The following is a 25,205-nucleotide window of genomic DNA, read 5'->3' on the forward strand; positions in this document are numbered from 1 at the left end:
CTGGTCGTGCGTAACGTAGACCGTGGTCCTGCCCAATCGCTGATGAAGCTTCTTGATTTCGCTGCGCATCTTTACGCGCAGCTTTGCATCAAGGTTCGAAAGCGGCTCGTCGAATAGAAAAGCCTTGGGATTCCGGACAATGGCCCGCCCCATTGCCACGCGCTGACGCTGTCCGCCCGAGAGCTGACGCGGATACCGATCGAGCAGTTTGTCCAATCCAAGGATTGCCGCAGCGTCGTGAACCCTGCGCTCAATCTCCGTTTTCGGAGCCTTTGCCAGCTTCAGAGAGAAGCTCATATTCTCAGCGACGGTCATGTGAGGGTATAGAGCATAGCTCTGAAACACCATTGCGATGTCCCGCTCCTTCGCATGTATCTGATTGACGACTGTTCCGCCAATCTTGATCTCACCGGTACTGATGTCCTCGAGACCTGCGATCATTCGAAGCAGCGTGGACTTGCCGCAACCGGACGGCCCGACCAGCACCACGAACTCACCGCTGTTCATGTTCAACGAGATGTCCGAGAGCACGGAGAGTGCGCCGTAGCTTTTACCGACACTTCTTAATTCGATTTCAGACATGATTCCTCCCATAGGTTCTGCGAACCGGTCGTTAAAGAGATTGTAATCTTGTGAGCAGGTCAGGCGCTGTCGCGTGGAATGTAGTTCCAAGGCGAGTAGAACCTCCGGGCTGGAGGTGTCTTGCTCGAGTTCAGCCCGTCGATGAGATACCGGCCGGCCTCTTCGAACGCTGCCCATTCCGGGCCGATCGTCGTCAGGCGCGGTCGGCAGTAATACCCTTCTTCCGCGTTGCCGCAGCCGACGACGGCGATTTGGTCGGGCACGGCGATGCCGAAGCGCGAGAGCTCCTCGATGACGGTCACGGCCGTGAAGTCAGACTCGACAATCACGGCTGTCGGACGCCGTTCCCATTCAGCGATTTGACGGGCGCAATCTGCCGCCGCTGATCTTTCGCTGGCACCCGTCAGCACTGAGATCGTCACGTCTACGCCCAGTTGCTCCCTTCTGCGGATCACCGAATCGAGACGAGGGTTCGGTCCCGGAAAGGTGTTCTCAACATAACCAATATGGCGATGACCCTTGACCACGAGGTCTTCGAAGGCACTCTCCAGTGCTGCCGTCAGGCCGTTGTTCAAGACGCTGAAGCGTCCCGGCCTGGCGGTCGAGTGGATGACCAGGCAGTGCTTGGTCATCGATGAGAAGGCTTTCTCGACTTCGACCTCGGTCAAATAGTCGACTTCGGCAACCACACCATCCGCCAGTCCGGCCTCCACCTCACCGAGGATATATTCCAGTTCCTTGATGTTGGAAGCGGTCGATATGATCGGCAGGTATCCGCGTTCAAGAGCGGCTTTCCCCAGCCCGTCGATCATCCTGTCTGCGTAGGGGATCCCAAGCTTTGGCAAGACGACACACAACCTCTCACTCTTCTGCCGCCTGAAGTGCCGGGCAATCTTGTTCGGCACATAGCCCAGTTCTTCGACGGCGGCCCGGATTCTCTCGCGCGCGTCGGGGCCCACTCGTTTGAGGTGCTCGGCGCGACCGCTGAAGTACATGGAAACCGCGGCGGTCGAAACGTTCGCCAGCCGCGCGACATCGCTGACCGTCGCCGATTTCTCGACCACCATAGCCTCGGCATTCTGAGATTCACGCGTATCTTTGCTCATGTCGATGTAATCTCAGGTCGCGGCTCGCCCGCATCAATGATCCGCTGCAGAAGTTCGGCCCGCAGGACATTCCGCACATCCGCATAGTCCTGGCGATCACAGAGGTTTTCCAACTCGTACGGATCGTTCTCCAGGTCGTAAAGGTAGGTTTCCTGGTAGCGCGGAGAATTCATGTCAGCCGATCCACTGAGGTCTCCGGCAGTGACTTCATATTTCCACCGCCATGTCCGGAGAGCTCGCCCGACATGATGCTCGCTGATCTGTATGAACACGTTGTCGTCCGGGGTGGATGTCCGCCGCAAGATCGACTGGCCCTGCATCTCGGTGGGAATTGGCAAGCCTGCGGCGTCCAGAAGTGTTGGGGGCAGGTCGATGAGGCTGACGAGTCCGTCGTAGGGGCCGCGATTCATCAGGCCCGGCCCGTGGAAGAACGTCGGGACGCGAATGGAGGCTTCGTGGCAGGATCGTTTGTATTCGCTGTTGCGGGTCTTGAAATGGCACCCGTGGTCAGATGTGAATAGGATGATCGTATTGTCGAGTTGCTTGGAACTGATCAGGGAATCGATCAGCCGTCCCAGTGCCTCGTCGAGGCGCTGAACCATGCCCATGTAACCGGGATAGTGCTCATTGGAAGAACCCTGCAGCGCCTGCAAATCGGGCGGCAACTGCATGTTCTTCCGGATACGATCCTCGTAGCCGACGGGAGCCGGGTAATCGTCGAATTCATTCTGATGGTGCGGCTCGAGGAAAGAGAGGAAAAGGAAGAAGGGCTTGTCCTTGGGCTTGGTGACGTAGCGAATGGCAGCATCGGTCAGCGCGTCGACGCGATAGCCGGGCAGTTTTACTGCTTCCTCGGCATCGTTGAACATCGTGGTGTCGTAGGCATAGGACGTAAACTCGAGAATATTCGACGCGAGCCAATGCTGATAGCCACCGCGCTGTGCCGGTGGCACGGGATCCTGCGAGGCTAGATGCCACTTCCCGATATAGCCTGTCTCGTAGCCGCCTGCTGCAAAATGGTGAGCCAGAGTCTTCTGTCCCGCCGGAAGCGGGATGTCGTTGCGGAAGCAGCCTGTGGTCGTTGGATAGCGGCCCGTCTGCAGGGCCGATCGGGCAGGACCGCAGACCGGCTGGCACGTGAACGAGTTGGGAACGAACATTCCTTCCGCGGCCAGGCGGTCGAAGTTGGGGGTCAGGCTCAAGGGGTTGCCATGGAGACCAACGCTGTCCCATCGCTGCTGGTCGGTGAAGAAAACGATAACGTTTGGCGAACTGCTCATAAGATGCCTCTTCTTCCTATTTCATACCGGACGTCATGACCGACTGGACGAAATATCGCTGCATAAAGACGAACAGCAGCAAGCTCGGGAGGAAGAGAATGACCCCGCCTGTTGCCGTCAGATTCCACTGAGTAAAGAACTCCGAGTTGAAGAGTGTCAGCCCGGTGGTGATCGGTCGCATCTCAACCGAACTTACGGCTACAAGAGGCCATAGAAACTCGTTGAACTGGAACACAAAGGTCAGGAGAGCAAGAGTCGCCATCGGCGGGCCGAGTTGCGGCAAGACGACTGACCTGTAGATTCTCCATTCCGAGGCGCCGTCCAGACGCGCTGCGTCAAGGAGGTCTATCGGAATCGGCCGAATGAACTGACGCATCATGAAGATGCCATATGCGCTCATGGCAAAGGGCATGATCAGGCCCTGATAGGTATTGAGCCAGCCAAGTTCCGCCGTCAGGATGTACAGAGGGATCATACGGATAAAGAACGGCAGCATCAGGGTCGACAGCAGTGCACCGAACATAATCCGGTTCCCCGGGAATTCGAGCTTTGCGAAGACATAACCGATGAGCGGATCGAATAGCAGGTGAAGTAGAGTGATCCCGCCCGCAATCATGAAGCTGTTGACGATGAAGCGGGCAAACGGCGCCTTTTCCCAGATTGTCACGTAATTGGAGAACTCCAGGACCGATGGGATCAGCACTGGCTCCCCGCTGAGCAGGTCAGCATCGCTCTGGAGTGAAAGCGACACCATATATAAGAACGGAAAGAGCGCGAGGATCACGAAGATGGCGAGAACGACATAGGTGATCAGCAGAACGCCTTTTGAGGTCTGAGTCGCGGGAGCCATTAATACGCGACCTCGCGGTTAAGGAAGCGGAACTGCAGCGCAGTGACGATGAGAATTACAATCAGCATCAGAAACGAGAGCGCTGACGCATATCCGATGTCGAGTTCCACAAAAGCGGTTTCGAACACGTGCAGGGCATACAGCCGCGTTGCTTCGGCCGGCCCGCCGCTTGTGAGAAGATATGGGGCGGAAAGATCTTGGAGATGAGCAATCATGCTGATCACGGCCAAAAAAAGGGTCGTTGGCGTTAGAAGCGGAATGGTGATCTTAGTGAACTTCTGCATCCGCGACGCACCGTCGATTTCAGCCGCCTCGTACAAGTCCTTTGGGATCGACTGGATGGCGGCGATGTAGATGAGCATCGCGTAGCCAATGTCCTTCCAGACCGTGACTGCAATGATCGTCGGCAATGCCGTGGAAGGAGTACTGAGCCAGTTCTGCGTCGGCAGCCCCAACGGCAGCAGGACCGCATTGAGCATGCCCGTGTAAGGGTCGAGGATACTCTTCCACATCAGGGCGACGATGACGAATGAGATGATGTACGGAAAGAAGATGACGGCCCGGATCGTGGTGGCGGCCTTGATCGGGCCGGAGAGGATCGCTGCCAGACACAGAGCCGGAACCAGAGTGCCCAAAGTCCCACAGACGGCGAACACGACCGTCCGGATGAACGCGTCTCGGACGCGCGAATCCGTGAGTGCCTTGATGTAATTGTCGAGGCCCGTGAACTGCGAATCCCCAATCAGGGGTTGACCACGAAAGAAGCTGGCCCAGAACTCGACCGCAATTGGATAGAAAAAGTACACGGCGAAATAGAGGATCGCCGGCGAAAGGACGATATAGGCAAAGATTGCCTGCCTGCCATTTCGGCTTCGAGCATAGTTCATACCGACCATCTCCGGTTTTCAGGTGGGCTTACTTCTTCGACAGCTCAGCGTTGGACTTCGCCGCGTAGTCCGAGAGAACTTCTTGTGCCGGCTTGTCGTTGTAGAGGATGTCCTGGACCGCCGCCTTGAAGAGATCCTGAACCGTTGCGTTCTTGCCTGTCAGGGCAAGGTCTGCAGCCGGATCGACCGCATAAGGCAGGCATTGGCTGAACTTGCTCAGAACAGGATCTGCCTTCACCTTTGGATCCGCTGCCCAGGATTTGCGTGGCATCGTCATGCCATTCGCCAGGGAGGCAGCCAGTTCGGTATCAAGCGCGACGAAGCGCTTCAGCAAATCCCAGGCTTCCGCTGGGTGCTTCGCCTCCTTCGGAATGAACAGGCTGACGCCACCAGCGAATGTGGCCTGCTTCTTTTCGGTGAGAGAGGGTGCGACTTCCCAATGGAGCTTCGGGTTTCCAGTCTTGATGGGAGCCACGTCCCAGGGGCCTGTAAGTATCATGGCTGCGCGACCCGATGTGAAGAGCTTCTGCGGTCCCTCGTAGTCGGCACCAGCCACCGGGAGGATCGCGGCCTTGTCCTTATGGATCAAATCCGACACGAACTGTAGCGCCTTCGCGGAATTAGGACTATCGAATGCGACCTTGTTGGAAGCCTTGTGATACAAGGTGCCGCCATTCTGATAGATCCACGGAACGAAGTAGGTGGCGACCTGGTTTGGAGCAAATCCAATTCTGCCGTTTTTCGCGACGGCCATGGCGGCGTTTCGGAACTCTTCCCAGTTTGCCGGAGGCTTGTCGATGCCCGCCGCCTTTAGCAGATCGACGTTATAGAGAAGGGAGGCGCATGTGAGGTGCATCTGTACCCCATAATACTTGCCATCTATCGAGTTTCTCGAGACAGAGAAATCCTGCCAATCGTCCGGATAGCCCATCGCGCTTCCGTCCTTGGCGACGTAATCGTTCAGAGGCAGTATCTTTCCCTGAAGAGCAAACTCCGGGACCCAGCCGCCTGGATCGGCGACAAGATCAGGCACGTTGCCGACGGACATGTCCGCGACGATTTTTGTGCGCATGTCCGGCCATTGGAACCTGCCCCACTCGACAGTCCAACCCGGATGATCCGCCTCGAATTTTTTGATCACATCGGCATATGCCGGATATGCGTGACCCGCATTCCAATAGACCTTCAGGGTCTCGGCATTGGCGGGAGCGTAGAGTGCGAGAGTGAGTGCGGTCGCAGTGATGCAACGAGTCAGCTTCATTTGGTCCTCCTCCTACAGAAGCCCGATGATCGGCGCTGACGCTCCTCCTCCGGAACGCCCGACACCCCGCAAGTTAATTGATTAACTTACTCTGGTTAATTGATTAACTTGGGCGAGGCGCCCTTGTCAATACGTTGAGTCACTTTCGATCGAATGCCACCCGGAAACCAATGTGACCGGTGGTGGAATCGCCCGTAGTGCCCATTCTGGCGGCGATGCGATAGCGGTGGCAGTACGAGGCGTGGCAGAGATAGGAACCACCCTTAAGAAGCTTCTTTCCCTCCTCCTTGGAAGCCTTGTTTGCAACGGTAGCCTCCTTGCGCATCGAGCGGATGCGAAAAGGGTCGGCGGTCCACTCCCAGCAATTGCCTGACATGTTGTGGAGGCCGTAGCCATTTGGTTCGAACGAGATGGCTGGGGCGAGCCCGACATAGCCGTCGGCACCCAAATTGTGCCGCGGAAAATCCCCCTGCCAGATATTGCAAGGCGTGAAGGCGTCGGTCGGATGTTCATCGCCCCAGGGATAGATCGGCTCCTCGAGACCGCCGCGTGCGGCGTGTTCCCACTCCGCTTCCGTCGGCAGGCGCCCTCCGACCCAACGCGCGTAATCCGTCGCATCTTGCCAGGAGACATGAACTACCGGCATCTCGTCGCAAGCAGATGTTTGCGGGCCAAACGGCGCAGCCCAATTCGCTCCTTCGATCCTCCTCCACCACTCTGCGCCGACTACCCCTGTAGTCGGGATGCCTCCGTCAACGAACTTGTAGAAGACGTAGGACCAGCCGAGCCGCTCCGCCTCCGTCACATATCCGGTCTCATGCACGAATCGAGCAAATTCGGCATTGGTCACAGCCCCAACCGAAAGGCGAAAATCGCGAATTTGCACCGTGCGGATCGGTCCCTCACCATCGAAGGGAAGTAGGGGCTTGCGCGTGCCCACGAACGCCCGGCCCCCAGGTATCTCCCGGGTATCGCAAGGCGGAGGAGCGATAGCTCTCTCTACAGCGACCTCATGACTTGAGGTAGCCCCCTTACTCGATTTAGCATCAAAACTGCAGCAACTCATAATTCGACAAACCTGCCTTGGAATGCGTGAATGGCTATTTGCTTATTTTTAAAGCGGCTGGGCCGCTCAATGTCCACCAGCGAACACGCACGTCGGCCAGCCCCTTACCGCCGTCGGGTGATCATTCGAACGTCATGACAGAAATGTTATCGCACAATTAGGCGAATTTCTTGCGTTTCCCCTTGTGACCACAGGTGAGCCTCGCTGAAAGCGATAATTGCGATTTCGCGGAAAACCGCCCATTTGATGCTCAGCGACAACGCGGCCCGGGCTTACGAATGCTCCAGTAATTCGACACCTTTCAAGGTCGAAGCCGGAACGAGCGCCAGAAGTGCTGCGGCGGCGACGAGCAATATCCCAAATGCAAGAAGTGGAAGCGGGATCAATAATCCGGCCAATCCACCGCCAATGACTGCGCTCAATGATTCCGCGCCGACCTGCAGTGCCTGGTTGTTGCCCATCACGCGGCCTTGCCGTTCGGCGGAGGCAGCGTTTGCAAGCAGCGTCGGGCATGAGGCAAGCGCAAGCGTACCCATGAAGGTGGTCAGTCCGCCGGTGATCCAAATCGAATCGAGACCCGCAGGGAGAGTGACCGACATCATGGTCAAACCCGCCATCATTGCCGCACCGACAGCCAACCGATGCAAGCCTATATATCTCGCCATCGGCTCCATCGCTCCAAAACTGGCGATCGCCGAAATAGCGGCCAGACCGGAGTAAATCAGCGTCGTCTGGTCCACCGTCGTATTCCAGCGGTCAACCATGTAGACGAGGACCATGCGGAAATAACCGAACAGGCCGAGATAGATCAGGAAATTGATCAGGTAGAGTAGCCGGATCGGACGGTCGGTGAATACGGTGCCGAGATTGACGAGAGCGGCGAGGATCCTGAACTGCTGGCCCGCACCCGGCTGGGCCGTCTCGCGGAAACTGAGCCAGGTCCAGAGCACGGTTGACGTCAGCAGCAGGACCATCAGCCAGAACGGCGCGCTCCAGCCGAGATAAAGTGCCATCTGTCCTCCGGCGACGGGGCCGGCGATGTAGCCGAGGCTTGAAGCGGAATATACCCAGGCAAACAGACGCGGCCGCTCGCCCGGTCCGGTAACATCGGAGATTGCGCTCTGCGCGATCGCGATGTTGGACTCGGCCAACCCACCGATCAAACAGCCGGCCGCGAGCAACGTAAGTGAGCGCCATTCGATGCCGACGGAAATGAGGACGTAGGCGGTTATCGTGACGAACAGGGAGATCAGGAGCACGGGCCTGCGCCCGTACCGGTCGGACAATGCACCGACCACCGGCGACCCCAGGAATTGACCCAGCGGGTAAATGGCAAGGAGGCCGCCGATAACCGCGCTGCGTGGGCCAGCCGTCGCACCTGGGTCGAGAAAGCCGTTGTTTCCCATCAACATCGGGATGAACAGCGTTATCATCAAGGAATAGCCACAGAAGCCGACGAAGGTGACGACGTAGAGCGGCAACAGGGGCTCGATATCTGCGCTTCGTTTTATTCGCATTTCGATCAACCTTCTTTGAGCGGGGTGGGAGCTGCCGAGGAGAGTTCCGATTTTTTCCGACGCTCGTGGTATTCTTCGAGGCGCTGCAGGACGACGCAGAAGGACGGAACGAACACCACTGCCAGGCAGGTCGAGGCGATCATCCCGCTGAAGACCGATATGCCGATCGACTGCCGGGCGGAAGCCCCGGCGCCGCTCGCGAGCACGAGCGGCAGAACGCCCAGGATGAAGGCGAAAGAGGTCATCAGGATCGGCCGGAAGCGCAGTCTCGCGGCCTCGACTGCAGCCTCCAGAAGCTCCATCCCTTCCCGTCGCCTCTCCCGCGCATATTCGACAATCAGGATTGCGTTCTTCGAGGCGAGCGCGATCAGCAGGATGATACCGATCTGTGTATAAAGATTATTGGCAACGCCTGCGGCGGTGAGCGCGCCGACTGTTCCCAAAAGGGCGAGCGGCACAGCCAGGAGCACCGAAAACGGCAGGATCCAGCTCTCGTACTGACCTGCCAGCACGAAATACACCAGCAACATGGCAAGTCCGAAGACAAAATAGATCTGTCCGCCGACGGCCTTTTCCTGAAAGGAAAGTCCCGTCCACTCATAGCCCATTCCCGGTGGCAGGGTCTGCGAGGCGATCTGCTCCATGACATCCAGCGCCTGCCCCGAACTGAAGCCCGCCGCCGCCCCGCCGACAATAGTGGCACTCGGATAGAGATTGTAGAGGCTTATGAGCGAAGGGCCCTGCGTCTCCTGTACATCCACCACAGTGCCGAGCGGCACCATCGTGCCGTCGCCGGCCTTGACCTTCAAGTTGCGGATGTCATCTGCACGTATGCGGAATTCGGGTGCAGCTTGCGCGTAGACCTGGAAGGTGCGGCCGAACTTGTTGAACTGAGTAACGTAGCTCGATCCGACATAGCCCGATAGGGCGGAGAAGACCTGTCCGGTGGTGATGCCGAGTGTCTCGGCCTTGACGCGATCGACAGACACCGAAAGCTGGGGAACGTCGGATCGGAACGACGTGCTCAGTCGTTGCAGCGACGATTGCGCGTTGCCGTTGCTGACGACGGCGTCCGTCGCCTTTTGCAGCATGGAGTAGTCGAACTTGCCGTCTCTGGCTTCGACTTGCATCGTAAAGCCGTTAGCATTGCCGACGCCCTGGATCGGCGGCGGGACAATCACCAGCGTCTTCGCCTGAAGGACGTCCGCCAGCGCGCTATTCAGATGCTTGTATATCGAAAGCAGATCTTCTCCCTTCGTCTTGCCGCGAACGTTCCAATCCTTAAGCACGACGTAAGCCACCCCCGCATTTGGCAGGCTGGCACTGTTGTCGAGCACGGAAATGCCGCTGATCGTCAGCACCTGATCGACGCCCGGTGTCTGCTGCGCGATCTTGCTGATTTGCGCCATTGCGGCGTCGGTACGCTCCTTGGAGGCTCCGTCAGGAAGCTGCGCGCTGATGAGGACGAATCCCTGATCCTCTAACGGTAAGAAAGCCGACGGAAGGCGAGTGAGGCCCCATGCCGAAAGTCCGATGAGAACGAGGGCGACAATTACAGCCGAGCCGCTATGGCGAACCATGCCGCCGATCATTTTGGCGTAATAGCGCTCGACGCCTTGATAGAGCTTGTTGAAGCCGCGGTAGAAAAGGTTCCTCCTCTCCATCGGCACGGGCGGGCGGAGCCAGAGCGCCGCCTGTGTTGGAGTGAGGGTCATGGCGATGATGGCGCTGATCAATGCCGTCGCAGCGATGACGAGCGCGAACTGCTTATAGAGCTGCCCGGTAAGGCCGGGCAGGAAGGCTGCGGGAATGAACACGGCCATAAGCACCAGCGTAATGCCGACCACCGGTCCGAATAGCTGGTCCATGGCTTTCTCGGCCGCCGCCCTGCCCGACAATCCCGCCTCGATATAACGCGACACGCCTTCGACGATGACGATGCCGTCGTCGACGACGATACCGATGGCGAGCACAATCGCGAACAGGGTCGAGAGATTGACCGTAAAGCCAAGGACAGCCATCGCGGCGAAGGCACCGATGATGGTGACAGGCACTGTTGTCGCCGGAATGAGCGTCGCCCGCCAGTCCTGCAGGAAGATCAGGATGACGATCAGAACCAGCACGCCTGCTTCGACAAGCGTAAGGTAGACCTCATCGATCGAGGCCTTTACGAACTTGGTCGTGTCGAACGGTACCTGATACGCAAGGCCCTGCGGGAAGTTCTTTGAAAGCTCCGACATCTTGGCGTCAACGGCCTTGGCGACGTCGATAGCATTCGCTTCCGGGAGCTGGAAGATCGCGATACCCGCCGCCGGGCGGCCATTCTCCATGAAGGACTGGCTATAGGTCTGGGCTCCGAGCTCCACTCGCCCGATGTCGCGGACCCGGGTGATGCGTCCGCCATTCTCATTGTCGACTTTGACGATGACGTTTTCATAGTCCGTCGCATCGCTGAGCCGTCCGCTGACGTTAAGCGTGTACTGAAAATCCTGGCCACCAGGGACTGGTGGAATTCCCACCTGTCCGGCCGTCACCTCCTGGCTCTGCTGCTGAACCGCGTTCACGACGTCCTGCGGCGTCAGCCCACGGGCCTGCAATAGATTCGGATCCATCCAGATGCGCATGGCATACTGCCCCGCGCCGAAGACGGAGACGTTTCCGACGCCCGGTATCCGTGAAAGCTCGTTTTGGAGATTGATGACGGCATAGTTCGACAGGAAAAGACTGTCATATCGCCCGTCGGTGGAGGTAAGCGTCACGAACTGCAGAATGGAGGTCGACTTCTTCTGGGTGTTGACGCCCTGGAGCTGGACCGCCTGCGGAAGCGACGACATGGCGCTCGCCACGCGATTTTGCACGAGCACCTGCGCCTGATCCGGATCGGTGCCGATCGCGAAGGTAATCGTCAGCGTATAGGTGCCGTCGCTCGCGCTCGTCGACTGCATATAGAGCATGTTCTGGACGCCGTTGACCTGCTGTTCGATCGGCAGTGCTACCGTATCGATTAGCGTCCTGGCGCTTGCGCCGGGATAGCGTGTGGTGACCTGGACCGTTGGCGGGACAACGTTCGGGTATTGCGCGACCGGTAGCTTTAGGAGCGCAACCGCGCCCAGGAGGATAATGACAAGGGCGAGCACGTTTGCGAGCACTGGCCGAGCGATGAAGAAGCGGGAGATCATGATTTCTTCCTTCGGTGAGTGTTTCTGATCAGCTGCGTCTTCACGGCTTGCCAGTGGCTGACGATATGGCTTCGCGAGCATTTGCGGCGGAAGGATCGATGGTGACCATCTGTGGCGCGACCTTGTTGCCGGGAATGGCCTGCTGTATCCCCTCCGTGACGACAAGATCGCCGGCGGTGAGGCCGGATTCGATGACCCGAAGATGGCCCTCCCTCTGACCGGTCTTCACCAACTTCTGCTCGACCACGTCGTCCTTGTCGACCACCAGTACATAGCTGCCCTGCTGGCTGGTTCCGACAACGTCATCACGGACGAGCAGCGCCTTGTCTTGATGGCCGACGGGCACGCGCACACGTACGAAGAGACCGGGCAGAAGTGCATGATCCTTGTTGTCGACGACACCTCGCACGCTAAGGGTTCCGGTGGCGGGGTCGACTTGCGGCGCGACATAGTCGAGGTGGCCCTTACGCGGATAATCGTTCCCGCTTTGAAGCCCGATCTCTATCGGGATCGATGGAAGGTCGGCCTGCTTCAAACTTCTTCCCTGAGCCGCAAGCTGCTGCTTGATCATCAGGACCTGCGTTTCGCTGACGCTGAAATTAACGTAAAGCGGATCGGTTTGAACAATGCTCGCAAGCGTCGTCGGGCCACCGACACCGACGAGGGAGCCAACGTCTATCTGATGAGCTGTGACGGTGCCGTCGAAGGGAGCAACCACGGTCGTGTAGCCAAGGTTGATCTTCGCGAGATCCAAGCTCGCCTGCGCGCTCAGAATCGTCGCGTTCGCCTGATCGAGTGTAGCTTTCGCGTTATCCACGGCGGTCTGCGTGGTGATTTGCTGTGCGCTTAGGTTTAGCTGACGAGTGTATTCCTGACTGGCCCCGACTTGCGCGGCCTGAGCTGAGGCCAGCGTCGCGCGTGCCTGGTCGACCTGCGCCCGATAGATGTCATCCTCGATCCGAAAGAGCGGCGTACCCTTGGCGACGCTCTGCCCATCCGTGTAGTCAATGCTCTCAACCACGCCTTGGACGCGGGCCACGATATTGACCGAATTGAGCGCGGCAGTATTCCCGGTCAGTTCGAAGTATCGTGTCACGTCCTTCTGCAGAGGCCGCGCGACCCGTACCTTAGCAGGCGGCGGCGGCGCGTAGGTATTGCCTTCTCTGTCGCAAGATACCAGAAGAGTAAGGCACAGAAGCGCGCCATAGCGCAGTGCTCGGCAAGCTGGTCCATTCTTGCCACCGGCCCGTGACCGCATGGTCGCAGGGGATGATAATCGTTGAGATTGCATAGGTTTCTCCAAATTGCGGAAAGCGCCTGCCACTGAGCTATTGCTGAAAGATCAGCAGCGCGTAGGCGAGGAAGAGCACGAGATGAACGGCGCCCTGCATGACGTGGGTGCGGCCGCTGGCGAAAGTGATAATGCTGACAGCGAGCGTCACAATGAGCATCACAAGATCGCTGCCAGTTAGCCCGAGCGTCAGCGGATGCTGGGTGATGTGGCCGATGAAGAGCATCGCGGGCACTGTGATGGCGATCGTCGACAGCACCGAGCCTAGGGAGATGTTGACGGCACGCTGCAAACGGTTGGCAATGGAGGCGCGCACCGCGCTGATTGCTTCCGGCGTCGCCACGAGCACGGCCATGATGACGCCGCCGAGGGCGGCTGGCGCATGCACCGTCTCTATGACGTAGTCGACAGGAACTGCGAGCTTCTCGACGAGGAAGACGACCGGCGCCATATAGGCCAAGAGCAGCAGCGAGTGCAGCAGGATCGAGGAGCGCGCCGTCGTGCGTTCTGTCGCGAGCGGTTGCCCGCCTTCCTCCGCAAAGAAGTGCTGGTGCCGGCCGGCCTGCAATGTGAGGAAGATCCCGTAGAGAACGACGGAAACGACAGCCAGGATCATTTGGCTTAGACCGGAAGCCTCGCTGCCGTCGGAGCGAAGAAATGAGGGTAGGATCAGGTCGAGGGTCGCAAGCGGTACGATGACACCAAGATAGGCGTTTGCCCCTTGCATATTGTGCGACTGCTCGCGCCGTTTCCAGCCGCCGATCAAAAGCGAGAGGCCAACCATCCCGTTGAGAATGATCATGACCACGGCGAGAAGCGTGTCGCGGGCAAGTGTTGGATTGTTCCCGCCATGGATCATGACGGCGGAGATCGCAATCACCTCGATGGACGTGATGGTCAAGGTAAGGATTAAGGTTCCGTAAGGTTCACCCAGTTGCTCCGCCAGGTGGTCGGCGTGTCGCACGACGCAGAGAGCCGCTCCAAGTACCGAGGCGAACAGCCAAATGAAGATAAAGGCGAACCCGAAGGGATTCGACAACGCCGCAAACAGGGCTCCATCGAGAAACATGAAAGCGAGACCGCTGAAAGCGACAATGGGAAGAAACCATTCCTCGCGCATGAAGCGATGTACATGGGCAGGAGACAATGCGTGAGCAGTCATTGGGATTTCTTTCGGATGACTTGACGAGGATGGTGAAAGCGGACCCCATCGAGCGCTCCCAAACGGGAACGTGCGGCCGAAAACGGAGGTCGGGGGCGAGACAAAAAGGATGTTCTTTGCATCATGATGAACCTCAGTGGTTTTGCCCGTTCAAGATCGCGCCGCCCAGACAGGCACCTACGACCGAACGCTTCTACGTCCGCTTCGAAAGCGTCCGCCGATCGGGAATTTCAATCTGAGCGCATGAACGTGTTCGAGGGGCCATGGATGCCGCTGCGCTTGAAACAGAGAGGCCGCAAAACAGGCAACGAAACCGAGTTCATGTGAAGGCGAAGTTTTTCGTCGCCTCTCGACTGGACGAATGTTTACAGTGTAAAGTTTCCAGTGTAAAGATACAAAAATGAAAAAGACAAATTATCCGCTTGGGACGAGATCCGCTCGGCACGCCGCTCTGATTGACTGCGCTCCTTCGTGCCGCGTGCCTTCCACAACGGCCCCAATCTTGCTTACCGCGATCTCTATCACGCAGACGCGGATTTCTCGGCACCGACAGGAGGCCCCATCGTCAGGTTGATCAGCAGAAGCAAGATGATCGCACCGAGCATGCCTGCGAGCCGCTCGATGGCGGGGACTAGACTGGATGGCGGCCCCCAATCGTGAACGAGCGTCAGGATAAAGGCGACCGCAGCTTGCGTTGAGAGCCCTGAAAGGCCGTGTTGGCCGCTCTGCATTTGCAGGAAGAACCCTGTCCCCGCTATCAACGTCACAAGCCATGGCAGAAAGAGCTGGGTCAGAGGCATGACGAGAAACAGGATCGCCACGGTGCCGCCCAGCGCACAACCGGCAGCGCGCTCGACCATGCGCCTGGTAATAGTCGCCTGATCGCGATCGGAAAGGCCAGTGAGCGCCGGAACTGCCATCACCGCGGCGATGGAGATAGCCATCTGGCTAAGATTGGGCAGCTCGAATTGTCGCCAGATCAGCGGCACCAGGGCAATGATCGTGCCGGCGCGGGTCGCATGCGACAGCATATGCCAGTTGGCGTCGAACAGGCTCCCCCAACCGGGCGCAGGAGACTGCGGCTGACCCTCCGGCGACGCCAATAGCCAACCCGTCATCATGGCGACGAGGGTGCCCACGACGACCTCCGCCAGGCGGTAAAAGGCGACTTGCTCGGCCATCAGCGGATTATCGAGAGCGCCGAGAACTACCATGACGGCGGTAATGCCGCCAAGAAGCCAGGCATAGCCATGCGGGCTCAACAGCGATCCGAGGATGGCAAGCGTGCCGGCCAGATAGAGCAGCAGCATCGTCGCCGCGGGATCATAGGCGGCAAGCGGGGCGAGCGTGAAACCGAGCGCAGCGCCGCCAAAAGTGCCGGCGATACGAAATGCACCCTTTCGCAGCACTTGTGGCCTGCCCGGCAGGGTGCAGACAAAGGCGCTGATACCCGCCCAGAAGGGATCTTCAAGCCTCAGCAACAGTGCCAGTAATGTTGCCGCGCCGACCGGGAGAGCCGCGTTGGCGGCGAGCCGAGCGCGCGGTCCATCCAGGCTGAGCTCTGCCATCTCATCGCGCAGGGCCAGCGCAAGGCCGATCAGCATCCCCTTCATGGAAGAGCCAGAACGCGTGCATCAGCGCCCATATACAAGGTCAGATCCGCAGGTGGATCGACAAGTGAAAGCGTCACAGGAAATCGCCTCTTCAGCCGGATCCAGCCGGTGGTCGGAGCGACATAGGGTAAGAGGCCCGTCTCGTCAGGGCTGCGGCCAATTCCGCGCGCAACCCCTTCGATCCGGGCAGGATAAAGCCGCCAGGGATGAGTGTCGATCCAGACCCAGGCGCGTTCTCCCGACTTCAGGCTATCGACATAATTTTCCTTGTAATTGGCGATAACCCGCCAAGCATCTGACTTCACGATGCCGATCAGCGGCTTGCCAGCGCTTGCCATTTCTCCGACGCTCACAGTCAGATTATTGACGATGCCATCGGCCGGTGCCCGGATTTCGGTCTGCGATAGGCGCCATTCGGCCAGTTTGAATGCTGCCTGTGCCTCGGCAACGGCGGCAGCTCGTACGACTTGGGCAATTCCCATGGACACGTGTTCCGCAATTGCCGGATCCCCTGCAATTTGCCCCGGGAGACTCTTACCACCGGCCAAGACCGGAGGATTGCCCTGGTCGATTGCGAGGGCAGCGGTGGCGGCCTGCAGCGCGGCCTTTCGGCTCTCCAATTCCAGGAGGAAGGGGGTGTCGTCGATCTTCGCGAGGAGATCGCCTTTGCGTACCGCCTGATTATTGGCGACATCCAGCGAAACGATGACACCGCCGACCTGCGGGGCTATCGGGATGAGATCGCTGGTGACATAGGCATCGTCAGTATAGGCGAACACCGTCGTCAGGACTTGCCAGAGCGCGAAAAGCGCGGCGATGAACGATATGCCCAGTACCAGACGCCGTAACCGGCGTCGGCCCGCTTGCGACAAGGGCGGTGCCCTCTCGGTTTCTTCCCTCATTGTATCCTGTGTCATGACATTACCGCTCCGCGAGATTTTGCCTTCGCCGAGCCGAGCCGGGTCACAACCGAAATTCCTTCAATCGACCGGGTCGAGCAAAACCGTAGTCCTGCGTTACGTCGCCCTTCTTCATTGAGAATTGAAATCATCGGGCGACTGGCGATTGGCGATCGTAGTTGAAGGTTTCATCCAGCCAATCATACATTCGCGCAAATGCCAGACGAAAGGCACCGACCTGACAATGCGCCCCGGCGCCTTCCGCTACCATGAACTGCAAGAACGTCTTGCGGCAGGTGAGCCGGTCGTAAAGCTCGCGAGGCTGGCCGCTGAAGAACATGTCTTCTTCTGCCTCGCATACCAGTGTCGGGCATGAAATCGCCTCGGCAATGCCATCGCGAAGATGGAAGTCCAACATTCGGGCTAGAAAGGCCCGGGGTGTCGGCACACCCATGGCGTACATTCCGTGAGTGTTTGACCAGGCTGCCGTCGGCGATCGCTTCATCGCCTCGCCGAGCATACGGTCCAGTTCGGGCGCCTCCTTTGCGAGAAGGGCTTGCCTTGCCGCCGCACGCTTGTCGGCGGGAAAGGCCGACAGGGCGGCTGCGCCAAAGTCATAGACGCCGTCATTGGCAATCAGAGCCGATAGACGTTTCTCGAAGGCGGCAGCCCGTGGAGCAAGCAGTCCACCCAGGCTGATCCCCATAAGCGCAATCTTATCGGGATCGACACCGTCCAACGTCAGGGCAAAGTCAACAACCGGGCGTATCACATTTTCCCAGTCGTGGCGGAAAGTCAGACGCTCTCGATGAAGGGGGCCGTATTGGCCAGGTCCGTCAAAGGCAAGAACATTGTAGCCGCGTTCGACTGCCGCACGTGCTCCTTCGGCATGAAGTTCCTCGGCGGAACCGTCGAAGCCGGAGTGAGCGATCAAAAGCGGCCGAGGCCGGCCAGAATCGTCGACACGATGAAAATAGCCCGGCAGCGACGTATGCTCATATGGGATTTCGACCGGGAGAATGGGCGTATCGAAAAGAGCGGCGCAACTCTTGTAAGTCTGGATCGATCGCTCATAGGCAGCATAGATTCTCGGATCCTCGGGGTTTTCGTGCAGGAAGAATTCCGAGGCGCGATAATATGTGGAGGCGCGCAGGAAACTGTCGCGGGCACTCACCCGATGTCCTCGCCTGAGCTGGTCCTCTGCTTCCGCCGCCACGCGAGTGGCACTCGCGTTCCATTCGTCATACCAGCTATCGAAGTCCCCGGAACGGATGCGCATGACCGTCGCCATCACCTCGCCGAACTCGCTTCCGCCGTAGCTGCTCGCGCCAAAGGCTCGCTTGGTCTCGTACCAGAATTGTATGTTGTCGGGGAAAAACGGGAACTGGCTCTGATGGTCCGCTTCACCGCCGGCATTGATCGTGATCGTGCTCATCCAACTCACCTTCGATCGTGCTGTCGTCAGATCGAGGCCGTTGGCGACAGGCTGGGTTAAGATTTCCACGTAGATAAAGCTTGACAGCAATGTTGTCAATGGTAACTTACCGACGTAAACATTTATGGAGTAAGAACATGCTGCTGGCCTTCGTTCCATTTCTGCTCTTTGCCGTGCTCGATCAGCGGATCGGAACATCTCCCGCCTTGATCGCTGCGGCTGCGGCTTCGCTCGCCATCGTCCTGCGAGACCAATTGATCTTAAAAAAGCCTCCAAAGATCCTTGAGGTCGGCTCCCTTGTGTTGTTTGGCGCCCTTGGCGGCGCAACGATCTTTACGGCCTTTGCGCCGTCGGTGGTCCAAGTGCGCCTGTTCGTCGATATCGGACTGCTGGCGATCGTCGCGGGTTCGATCGCCGTCGGCAAGCCCTTCACGCTACAATATGCGCGCGAACGAGTTTCGCCGGAAATCGCCTCGACAGCGCGCTTCCGAAAAACGGCAACACGCATCGCTCTTGCCTGGGCTGCGGCATTCGCCGTTATCGTTGCCGCCGACGCTGCAATGAGTTATCTGCCTAGCGTTACCACAGGTCTTGGCACAGCGGTCATCATTGCCGCGCTTGCAGCCGCTGCCTGGTTTACATCCTGGTTGCCGAAGGTTTCAGCGGGAAAAATATGAAGAAGAATGAAGACGCAGCGACCAAATCTTATCACCATGGCGATCTCAAGAAAGCCCTGCTGAAAGCCGCGGAACTCATCCTTGAAGAGGATGGAATCCAGGCGCTCTCGCTTCGCGAAGCTGCCCGGCGGGTGGGCGTGTCGCATACCGCGCCCCGCAATCACTTCGGAGACATGACGGGTCTCTTGAGCGAATTGGCGGCAGCCGGCTATCTACGCTTTGCAGACGCACTGCGAAAAGGCGCCGACGCAGCAGGAGACGATCCGCGTGCCCGCCTGCGTGCAATGGGCCGCGCCTATCTTGGCTTTGCGATCACCCACCCTGGCCTGTTTACTCTCATGTTCAGATCTGAACAGCTCGATACGAGCCGCCCGGCTCTACACGACGCTCTTGCCGTCTCGCGCTCGGCTGTGGAACAGGCAGTTTCGGCAAGGACCGGAGAATTGGACGATGTTTCGTCCCTGGCGCAGGCCGCGCGCGTGGTCGCAGTTAGATCCCTGATACACGGCTTCGTCGTGCTGCTTCTCGAAAACCGCCTTCGCGGCGTAATGGCGTCTGTCCCGGGAGCAAATGCGGAAACCCTGCTTGACGCGGTCATGGACAGCCTTTCCTTCGCGGGCATCGACTAGGCTTCTTCGCAACATTCTCCCGCATCGTAAAGCCCTGTGCGGGCGACGGACTGCTTGTCCGCAGATCTGCCAACACCAACCCACCGAACGAATTGACCGCCGTGCCTCCTCAGGCGCCCGGCCGTCAAGGCTCTTCATGCATCGAGTAGCCTAGCGAATAGTGCGCGGCTCGCAAAATCGCGCTCTTCAAAAAAATTGCAAACAATGTTGACAATGGTAACTTACCACTGTAAACATCCTTTCGCGATACCGATCGAGAGACGATATCGCCGGGCAGGGCCGATCGCATCGCGGATGCGAACGACCGTGTCAGAATTTTCTCAAGTCCAGTTGGACGCCAAAAAGGCGTGATCGGTTTCGGGGTCTCAAAGAGGCCCGAGCCCGCACGCGCCCTGTTGAAAGGAAATCAAAATGAACCCCACTTGTGGCGTCTCTAGCACTTGGCGCCGCCATCATGCCCGCGGCCGCACTGATTGCCGCTCCCGCCCATGCCGAGCAGGGCAATATGGAAGCCGCCATGCGCGCCTTGAATAGCGCCCTTCAGTCACTTCATCGCGCGACGTCCAACAAGGGCGGCCACAAGGCGCGAGCTGTGCAGCTCATCGAAGCGGCCATGGCCGAGGTGCAGGCCGGAATCGATTATGCGGCCACTCACGGCGGCGGCTGACGACAAAATCGGCCGAAAATCCCCGAGCAATCAAAAAAGCTTCACGCAAAGGACAAGACAATCATGAAAACCTCAATTGCCGTTCATCTTCTTGTAGCGGGCGCACTTTACGCCTTGCAGCCCGGCGGCTCCTTCGCTGCCGAGGCGAATGCGCCGCACGTTCCACTGCAAAAAACCATCGGCCAGCCATCGACACAGAATCCGATTGCTTCGCTGCTCATCATCAATTCCGAGAATGCCAGGCTGGATGGCGACAAGCTCATCCTGACGGGCGTCGCCAGGAACGCGATCGTCTTTGCCGATCGGCCGGTCAGAGCGGCCGGTCATCTGGCGACCGATGAACTCATCGGGCAATGGTCCGAGGGACCGGACAGCTTCGACAAAGACCCGCCGAATGCCACCATTTCCGTCCTCGGTGAAGGACACGACGTCAGCGATGCCGTTGTAACCCTGAAGTCTCCGAAGTTCGATGGAACGACGCTGACCTTCGACGTCAACGTTCTGGAGGGGAGCTTGTCGGGCGCAGGTCCGGCTGCCCTCTTTATCGATCATTGGCGCGGTTGGCACGGCGGCGCATGGTATGGCGTCGGGCTGGCAACGGGTGCAGTGATTGGGGCTGCCGCCGCCAGCCATCCCGTCTACCCAGCCTATTATTACCCCTATTATTATCCGCCGGTCGTCGAAACCGCCCCTTGCCCTCCCGGGTACTGGATTGGCCCCTGGGGTCATTGCCGCGACACGCCCTATCACGGACGTTTGCCGAACGGTGCCTGGCAGTAGACCTCCCGGCTTCGAGCAATATGGCCGACCCAATTGCGGTCGGCCGATTCCCCAAAATTGACATCCCAGAGAACGATCATGACCACTATCCGCTATGTGGGGCGCCGGCGCGCGCCCTGGTATCTGCGCGCCGGCGTCGCAATCGCAGCCCTGCTCGCCGTATCATCCGCGCTCTCGCTCGTCCTGGCCTTCGATACCGAAGGCCAGGAACAGGCCGCCGGTTCATTCTACCTTGCCGATCCTCAAGCGATCGATGGGCGCCCGGGGACGATCATAAGATCCGAACCGATGCCATTTTCACCGCAAGGCACGAATGCCTATCGAATCCTCTATCGGTCGAGGGGCCTGCATGGCGAGGCGATCGCGGTTTCCGGCGTCCTTATAGTGCCGCAGGAGGGCGATAACCAGAGCCGACCGATCGTTGCCTGGGCGCATCCAACGACCGGCGTCGCGACGCAATGCGCGCCTTCGTTGCGCAACTCCGTCTTCCGCCAGGTCCAGGGCCTGAACCGGATGCTTTCGGAGGGCTTCGCGGTCGTTGCCACCGATTATCCCGGCCTCGGAGGCCCAGGCGTCCATCCCTATCTGATCGGCGACAGCGAAGGTCGCGCGGTTCTCGACTCCGTTCGCGCCGCAGGACATCTGCTCGGCCAGGAGAGGCCGAGATTTGCGGTGTGGGGCCATTCTCAGGGCGGCCAGGCGGCACTCTATACCGGACTGCTTGCCCGCCCCTACGCGCCGGATCTCGATCTCGTGGGTGTTGCAGCGGCTGCTCCGGCGACCGACCTTCGCACGCTGATGAAGGATGACTTTGCGACGAGCGGCGGCAAAGGCCTCACGGCACTGACCCTTTGGTCCTGGTCGCGCGTCTTCGACATCCCGCTGGACTCCCTGGTCGTTCCGGCAGCTCTGCCGACGATGGACCGTCTCGCGAACGGCTGCATCGAAACCATCTTCGATCTCCTTGCAAGACGCATGGAAGAGCGGCCGCTCGGCAAGACCTTCCTGACGATTTCGGATCCGACGGCAGCCGAGCCATGGAACAGGCTCCTTGCGGAGAACTCTCCCCCACCGGTACCGCCTGCTTATCCCGTCTTCATTGCGCAAGGAATGAACGACGATATCGTCCGTCCGGAGGTTACCGCTTCCTACGTCCGCCGCCTGTGCCAGAACGGCAACAGGGTGACCTTCCTGACCATCCCCAGGGTTGGTCACGGTTTTATTGCCCGCGACACCGCGGATCAGGCGGTCGATTGGATGGCGGATCGGTTTGCTGGTCGTCCCCCTCAGAGCGATTGCGTTGCCCGTGAGCCGATCGCGGAAACCTTGCAACGTGAGGGGGTCGAACAGCCATGACATCAATGCTGCTTGGAACCATGGTCTTCGTCATTCTGGTCGCTGCGGTCCTATGCGGCATTGTTGTTCGCGACCGCCTGCCCGCTCACCATCTCAGCCTGGAGTCCAAGGAGGTGATCCGGTTGGCGACGGCGGTTGTGGGAACGCTCTCCGCCTTGGCGCTCAGTTTGTTGATCGCTTCGGCGAAGACCACTTTCGACAATGCCTATTCCGAGATGGAAGCGACCGCGGGGCACGTCCTGCTGCTCGACCGTCTACTTGCTCACTATGGTCCAGAAACCTACGCCGATCGCAAGCGACTGCGCGAATTGGTGCAACAGCGTCTTGATGGCGGCTGGTCCACCTTCTCGCAAGACGACGGTTCCAAGGAAAGCACCCCAGCCTACCGCGACATCGAAGCCGTGCAAGACGATTTGCGACGATTGGTCCCCGCCGACCAGGCACAAAACCTCGTGCGAACACGAGCGCTTGAGGTCAGCGGCATGATCGCGGAAGGGCATTGGTTGAAGATCGATTCCGGCTCGGAAGGATTGCCGTGGCCATTCTTCGTGGTCATGATCTCCTGGCTCGCACTTCTGTTCGCAACATTCGGCCTTCAGGCGCCGCCGAACAAGACAGTCCTGACTGTCATCCTTGTTTCGGCCTTGTCCGTCGCGGGCGCGATCTTCGTCATTTCCGACATGGCAAACCCCTACGCCGGCATCATAAGGGTCTCCCTTGAGCCGCTGCAGATAGCAATGGACCGTCTTGGACAAGCGTGAGGAAGTTGAGCTATCGGCCGACGGTCAATCGAAATCTTGCTGTCAGGGAACGCCTTTGCCTGCATGAAGAGCAAAATGATGCTCTTGATGAGATCTGAACTGACGACCCCTTCGACGACTTCAAAATATTTCAATAAGTTAGGTTTGGCGGTCGGCATTCTCTGACACGGTTGTGTCGGCAATTGCCACTTACCTCTTCTGGAGTTGGACATCGCCAACAGACGACAGAATTCAATCGACTACGAGCCGATGTATCTTCTTCCTGGAAGCCGCTGGAAATCCACCGGCGGGCGCTTGTCGGGCTGGTCGTGAGAGGTCGGCGTTCTCGAGCCGCAAGCAGACACTCGCCGAGAAGCGGCTATTCGATCGGCCCTTCAATATCACTGGCATCGCCGGTAACTGTAACAGCAAAGCTTGCCGCCAATGAGATGAGATAGGGGATACGGGCGGGCGCCGGCATGCCGTTACAGCGGAGAACGGAGCGGCGCCGCTTAATGAGCGTCGCCCCGCTTTTTCGCGTTGCAGAGCTATTCTGCGACGAGATCGAACTTGTTGCCGTCAGGATCAGTCAGGGTCGTATACCGAATTTGCGGCAGGTCGAACTTCTGTACAACCGTGACCCCAAGCCCTGCGAGGCGAGTGGTTTCCCCGTCGAGATCAGGCGTCTTGATATCGACATGGACGCGATTCCGCTGCGTTGGCACATCTTCAATCTTCTGGAACTGGATCTGTGGGAAAGCAGTCGAGGCCGCCAACTGGACTATCATGCCATAATCGGCCTCGACCTCGATCCCCAGGGCTTCGGACCACCAGGCTGCCAGTTTCTGAGGATTTGCTGTGTCAATGGTGATTGCATGAATTTTCATGTTCAATTCCTTTTTGGTGCAGGGAAGGGACGTTACCGCGGCCACCGCTCTGCCAGGCCCAATGCGGTCGCCGCAGCGACGGGGGCGAGCAGAGAAGTGGGTGACGCCTGTCGTGTTAGCGGGCGCTATCGATGATGAACCCGCCGTCGGGGGTCAGAGAATAGCCGGTTAGGAACTGAGCATCCTTGCTGGCCAGGAAGAGCACGACAGGCGCGATGTCCTCTTCCGGCGATCCATAGCGGCCGAGCGGATTGGTCGGTGGAGGAAGGTTTCCCTCCGGTCCGAGCGTGTCCGCCACGGGCAGCACACTGTTGACCGTAATCTTATCGGTCGCCCATTCGCGCGCCGCCGTTCGCGTCAGCGCCCGCACCGCCTCCTTGGCCATGTTGTATGGCCCCATGCCGGTAAAACCGGTGACGCCAGCCATCGAGCCGAAATTGATGACGCGGCCTTCACCGTTGGCCTTCAGGTGCGGATAGGCAGCCTGCATAAATCGCAGATAACTGATCGGCCCGATGTCGAAATTCCGCTGGAGCTGGTCAGTCGAAAGATCAGCGATCGACGAATAGCTAACGGTTGGATCGAACGCATTGTTGACAAGGATGTCGAGCCCACCGAAGGCTGCGATCACCTTATCGACAGCAGCCTTGATTTGATCGGCATCGCCAGCATCGGCGGGCACGGCGAGAGCTGTGCCGCCGGCGGCTTTGATGTCGGCCGCGACCGCCTCGACATTGGCAACAGTCCGCGACAGCACCGCGACCTTGGCGCCTTCTGCCGCAAACAGCTTGGCGGTTGCACGGCCGATGCCGCGGCTTGCGCCGGTTACGAGCGCGATCTTTCCGTTGAGTCTTCCCATCTTAATCTCCAGTTGGGTTGAGGGCTCAGCCATGCGTCAGCGCATGGCGAATTGTGAGTAAGGCGACGGCACGCCGCGGGCGACGTTCTGTGTGCTGAATGACGCGGCTAGAAGCGCGAGCCCGATCAGGGCGGGGAGCGCACCTTTTGGCCTGCACACGGAGATGAGCCGACCCGGACAGCAACAGGTGAAAGAACATGCCGCCGTAAGCGAGATCGCTCAAAGGCACGCTGATACGCGAAAGGATCGCGGCCGGACCGAGCACCTTCACTGCGATCATTAACGGCACGAGGTAAGGCGCTGGGTAGTTGAGTTCGAGAAGAGTCTGTCGGACACAAGTTGGTTTGATCACGTACAGGAACGCCGAGCTGAGGTAGAGCAGCGACAACAAGCCCGTGCTGATCCAGTACACTACTGTAGAGGTCATATTCTCTTCCGGCCATTGCACCCCGTGGGCGGGTTGGCTGCTTTTGCGCTTCAAC

The 25,205-nt window shown here is 58.9% G+C and carries 22 protein-coding genes and 1 pseudogene; 6 read left to right on the forward strand and 17 right to left on the reverse strand.

Annotation, left to right across the window (positions count from 1 at the left end; all coding sequences use genetic code 11):
- The 14 genes from AC13QY_RS31210 to AC13QY_RS31275 form a co-directional block, all read right to left on the reverse strand.
- Positions 1–582 (reverse strand): ABC transporter ATP-binding protein (locus AC13QY_RS31210; RefSeq protein ID WP_488494538.1); only part of this gene is annotated, 582 nt, incomplete at its 3' end.
- Positions 583–641: 59 nt separating this feature from the next.
- Positions 642–1,688, reverse strand: a complete 1,047-nt coding sequence (locus AC13QY_RS31215; protein WP_488494505.1) for a LacI family DNA-binding transcriptional regulator — start codon at positions 1,686–1,688, stop codon at positions 642–644.
- A complete protein-coding gene (locus AC13QY_RS31220; RefSeq protein WP_488494506.1) occupies positions 1,685–2,968 on the reverse strand; it encodes a sulfatase family protein in 1,284 nt (427 codons plus the stop codon). Before AC13QY_RS31220 ends, AC13QY_RS31215 begins: the two co-directional genes overlap by 4 nt.
- Positions 2,969–2,984: 16 nt before the next feature.
- A complete protein-coding gene (locus AC13QY_RS31225; RefSeq protein WP_488494507.1) occupies positions 2,985–3,818 on the reverse strand; it encodes a carbohydrate ABC transporter permease in 834 nt (277 codons plus the stop codon).
- Entirely contained in the window at positions 3,818–4,705 is an 888-nt protein-coding gene (locus AC13QY_RS31230; RefSeq protein WP_488494508.1) for a carbohydrate ABC transporter permease, read from the reverse strand. Before AC13QY_RS31230 ends, AC13QY_RS31225 begins: the two co-directional genes overlap by 1 nt.
- Positions 4,706–4,733: 28 nt before the next feature.
- Positions 4,734–5,966, reverse strand: a complete 1,233-nt coding sequence (locus AC13QY_RS31235) for an extracellular solute-binding protein (protein ID WP_488494509.1) — start codon at positions 5,964–5,966, stop codon at positions 4,734–4,736.
- A gap of 139 nt (positions 5,967–6,105) precedes the next feature.
- Positions 6,106–7,032 (reverse strand): formylglycine-generating enzyme family protein, encoded by a 927-nt coding sequence (locus AC13QY_RS31240; RefSeq protein ID WP_488494510.1) that lies wholly within the window; start codon positions 7,030–7,032, stop codon positions 6,106–6,108.
- Positions 7,033–7,304: 272 nt separating this feature from the next.
- A complete protein-coding gene (locus AC13QY_RS31245; protein WP_488494511.1) occupies positions 7,305–8,549 on the reverse strand; it encodes an MFS transporter in 1,245 nt (414 codons plus the stop codon).
- A gap of 5 nt (positions 8,550–8,554) precedes the next feature.
- Complete coding sequence (locus AC13QY_RS31250) at positions 8,555–11,728, reverse strand: efflux RND transporter permease subunit (RefSeq protein ID WP_488494512.1); 3,174 nt, start codon at positions 11,726–11,728, stop codon at positions 8,555–8,557.
- A gap of 40 nt (positions 11,729–11,768) precedes the next feature.
- On the reverse strand, positions 11,769–12,986 hold the full coding sequence (locus tag AC13QY_RS31255; RefSeq protein ID WP_488494539.1) for an efflux RND transporter periplasmic adaptor subunit: 1,218 nt from the start codon (positions 12,984–12,986) through the stop codon (positions 11,769–11,771).
- Positions 12,987–13,056: 70 nt separating this feature from the next.
- On the reverse strand, positions 13,057–14,181 hold the full coding sequence (locus AC13QY_RS31260; RefSeq protein ID WP_488494513.1) for a calcium:cation antiporter: 1,125 nt from the start codon (positions 14,179–14,181) through the stop codon (positions 13,057–13,059).
- A 521-nt stretch (positions 14,182–14,702) separates the two neighbouring features.
- A complete protein-coding gene (locus tag AC13QY_RS31265; RefSeq protein ID WP_488494514.1) occupies positions 14,703–15,794 on the reverse strand; it encodes an FUSC family protein in 1,092 nt (363 codons plus the stop codon).
- Positions 15,791–16,711 carry an HlyD family secretion protein gene (locus AC13QY_RS31270; protein WP_488494515.1) on the reverse strand — a complete coding sequence of 307 codons (921 nt, stop codon included), beginning with the start codon at positions 16,709–16,711 and terminating at the stop codon, positions 15,791–15,793. The genes AC13QY_RS31265 and AC13QY_RS31270 overlap by 4 nt, the downstream gene beginning before the upstream one ends.
- 130 nt (positions 16,712–16,841) lie before the next feature.
- The gene (locus AC13QY_RS31275) at positions 16,842–18,128 is read right to left on the reverse strand and encodes an alpha/beta hydrolase family protein (protein ID WP_488494516.1); all 1,287 of its coding nucleotides are present in this window, start codon (positions 18,126–18,128) and stop codon (positions 16,842–16,844) included.
- A 137-nt stretch (positions 18,129–18,265) separates the two neighbouring features.
- Here AC13QY_RS31275 and AC13QY_RS31280 point away from each other — a divergent pair, with 137 nt between their 5' ends.
- From AC13QY_RS31280 to AC13QY_RS31305, 6 genes are all read left to right on the forward strand, one after another.
- The gene (locus AC13QY_RS31280) at positions 18,266–18,805 is read left to right on the forward strand and encodes a hypothetical protein (protein WP_488494517.1); all 540 of its coding nucleotides are present in this window, start codon (positions 18,266–18,268) and stop codon (positions 18,803–18,805) included.
- Positions 18,802–19,434 carry a TetR/AcrR family transcriptional regulator gene (locus AC13QY_RS31285; protein WP_488494518.1) on the forward strand — a complete coding sequence of 211 codons (633 nt, stop codon included), beginning with the start codon at positions 18,802–18,804 and terminating at the stop codon, positions 19,432–19,434. The genes AC13QY_RS31280 and AC13QY_RS31285 overlap by 4 nt, the downstream gene beginning before the upstream one ends.
- A 424-nt stretch (positions 19,435–19,858) precedes the next feature.
- Positions 19,859–20,101: a hypothetical protein gene (locus tag AC13QY_RS31290; RefSeq protein WP_488494519.1), complete on the forward strand. Its 243-nt coding sequence runs from the start codon at positions 19,859–19,861 to the stop codon at positions 20,099–20,101.
- Between the two features lie 480 nt (positions 20,102–20,581).
- Positions 20,582–20,881 carry a hypothetical protein gene (locus AC13QY_RS31295; RefSeq protein WP_488494540.1) on the forward strand — a complete coding sequence of 100 codons (300 nt, stop codon included), beginning with the start codon at positions 20,582–20,584 and terminating at the stop codon, positions 20,879–20,881.
- A 78-nt stretch (positions 20,882–20,959) separates the two neighbouring features.
- Positions 20,960–22,237: an alpha/beta fold hydrolase gene (locus AC13QY_RS31300; protein ID WP_488494520.1), complete on the forward strand. Its 1,278-nt coding sequence runs from the start codon at positions 20,960–20,962 to the stop codon at positions 22,235–22,237.
- On the forward strand, positions 22,234–22,998 hold the full coding sequence (locus AC13QY_RS31305) for a bestrophin-like domain (protein ID WP_488494521.1): 765 nt from the start codon (positions 22,234–22,236) through the stop codon (positions 22,996–22,998). Before AC13QY_RS31300 ends, AC13QY_RS31305 begins: the two co-directional genes overlap by 4 nt.
- Before the next feature lie 527 nt (positions 22,999–23,525).
- Here the strand turns inward: AC13QY_RS31305 and AC13QY_RS31310 are convergent.
- The 3 genes and pseudogenes from AC13QY_RS31310 to AC13QY_RS31320 form a co-directional block, all read right to left on the reverse strand.
- Positions 23,526–23,864, reverse strand: coding sequence for a VOC family protein (locus AC13QY_RS31310; RefSeq protein WP_488494522.1), 339 nt, complete (start codon positions 23,862–23,864; stop codon positions 23,526–23,528).
- Positions 23,865–23,979: 115 nt separating this feature from the next.
- A complete protein-coding gene (locus tag AC13QY_RS31315) occupies positions 23,980–24,723 on the reverse strand; it encodes an SDR family NAD(P)-dependent oxidoreductase (protein WP_488494523.1) in 744 nt (247 codons plus the stop codon).
- A gap of 36 nt (positions 24,724–24,759) precedes the next feature.
- Positions 24,760–25,150 (reverse strand): annotated as a pseudogene (locus tag AC13QY_RS31320) (DoxX family protein).
- Positions 25,151–25,205: the final 55 nt, after the last annotated feature.

The organism is Martinezella sp. CNPSo 3795, from assembly GCF_057784475.1.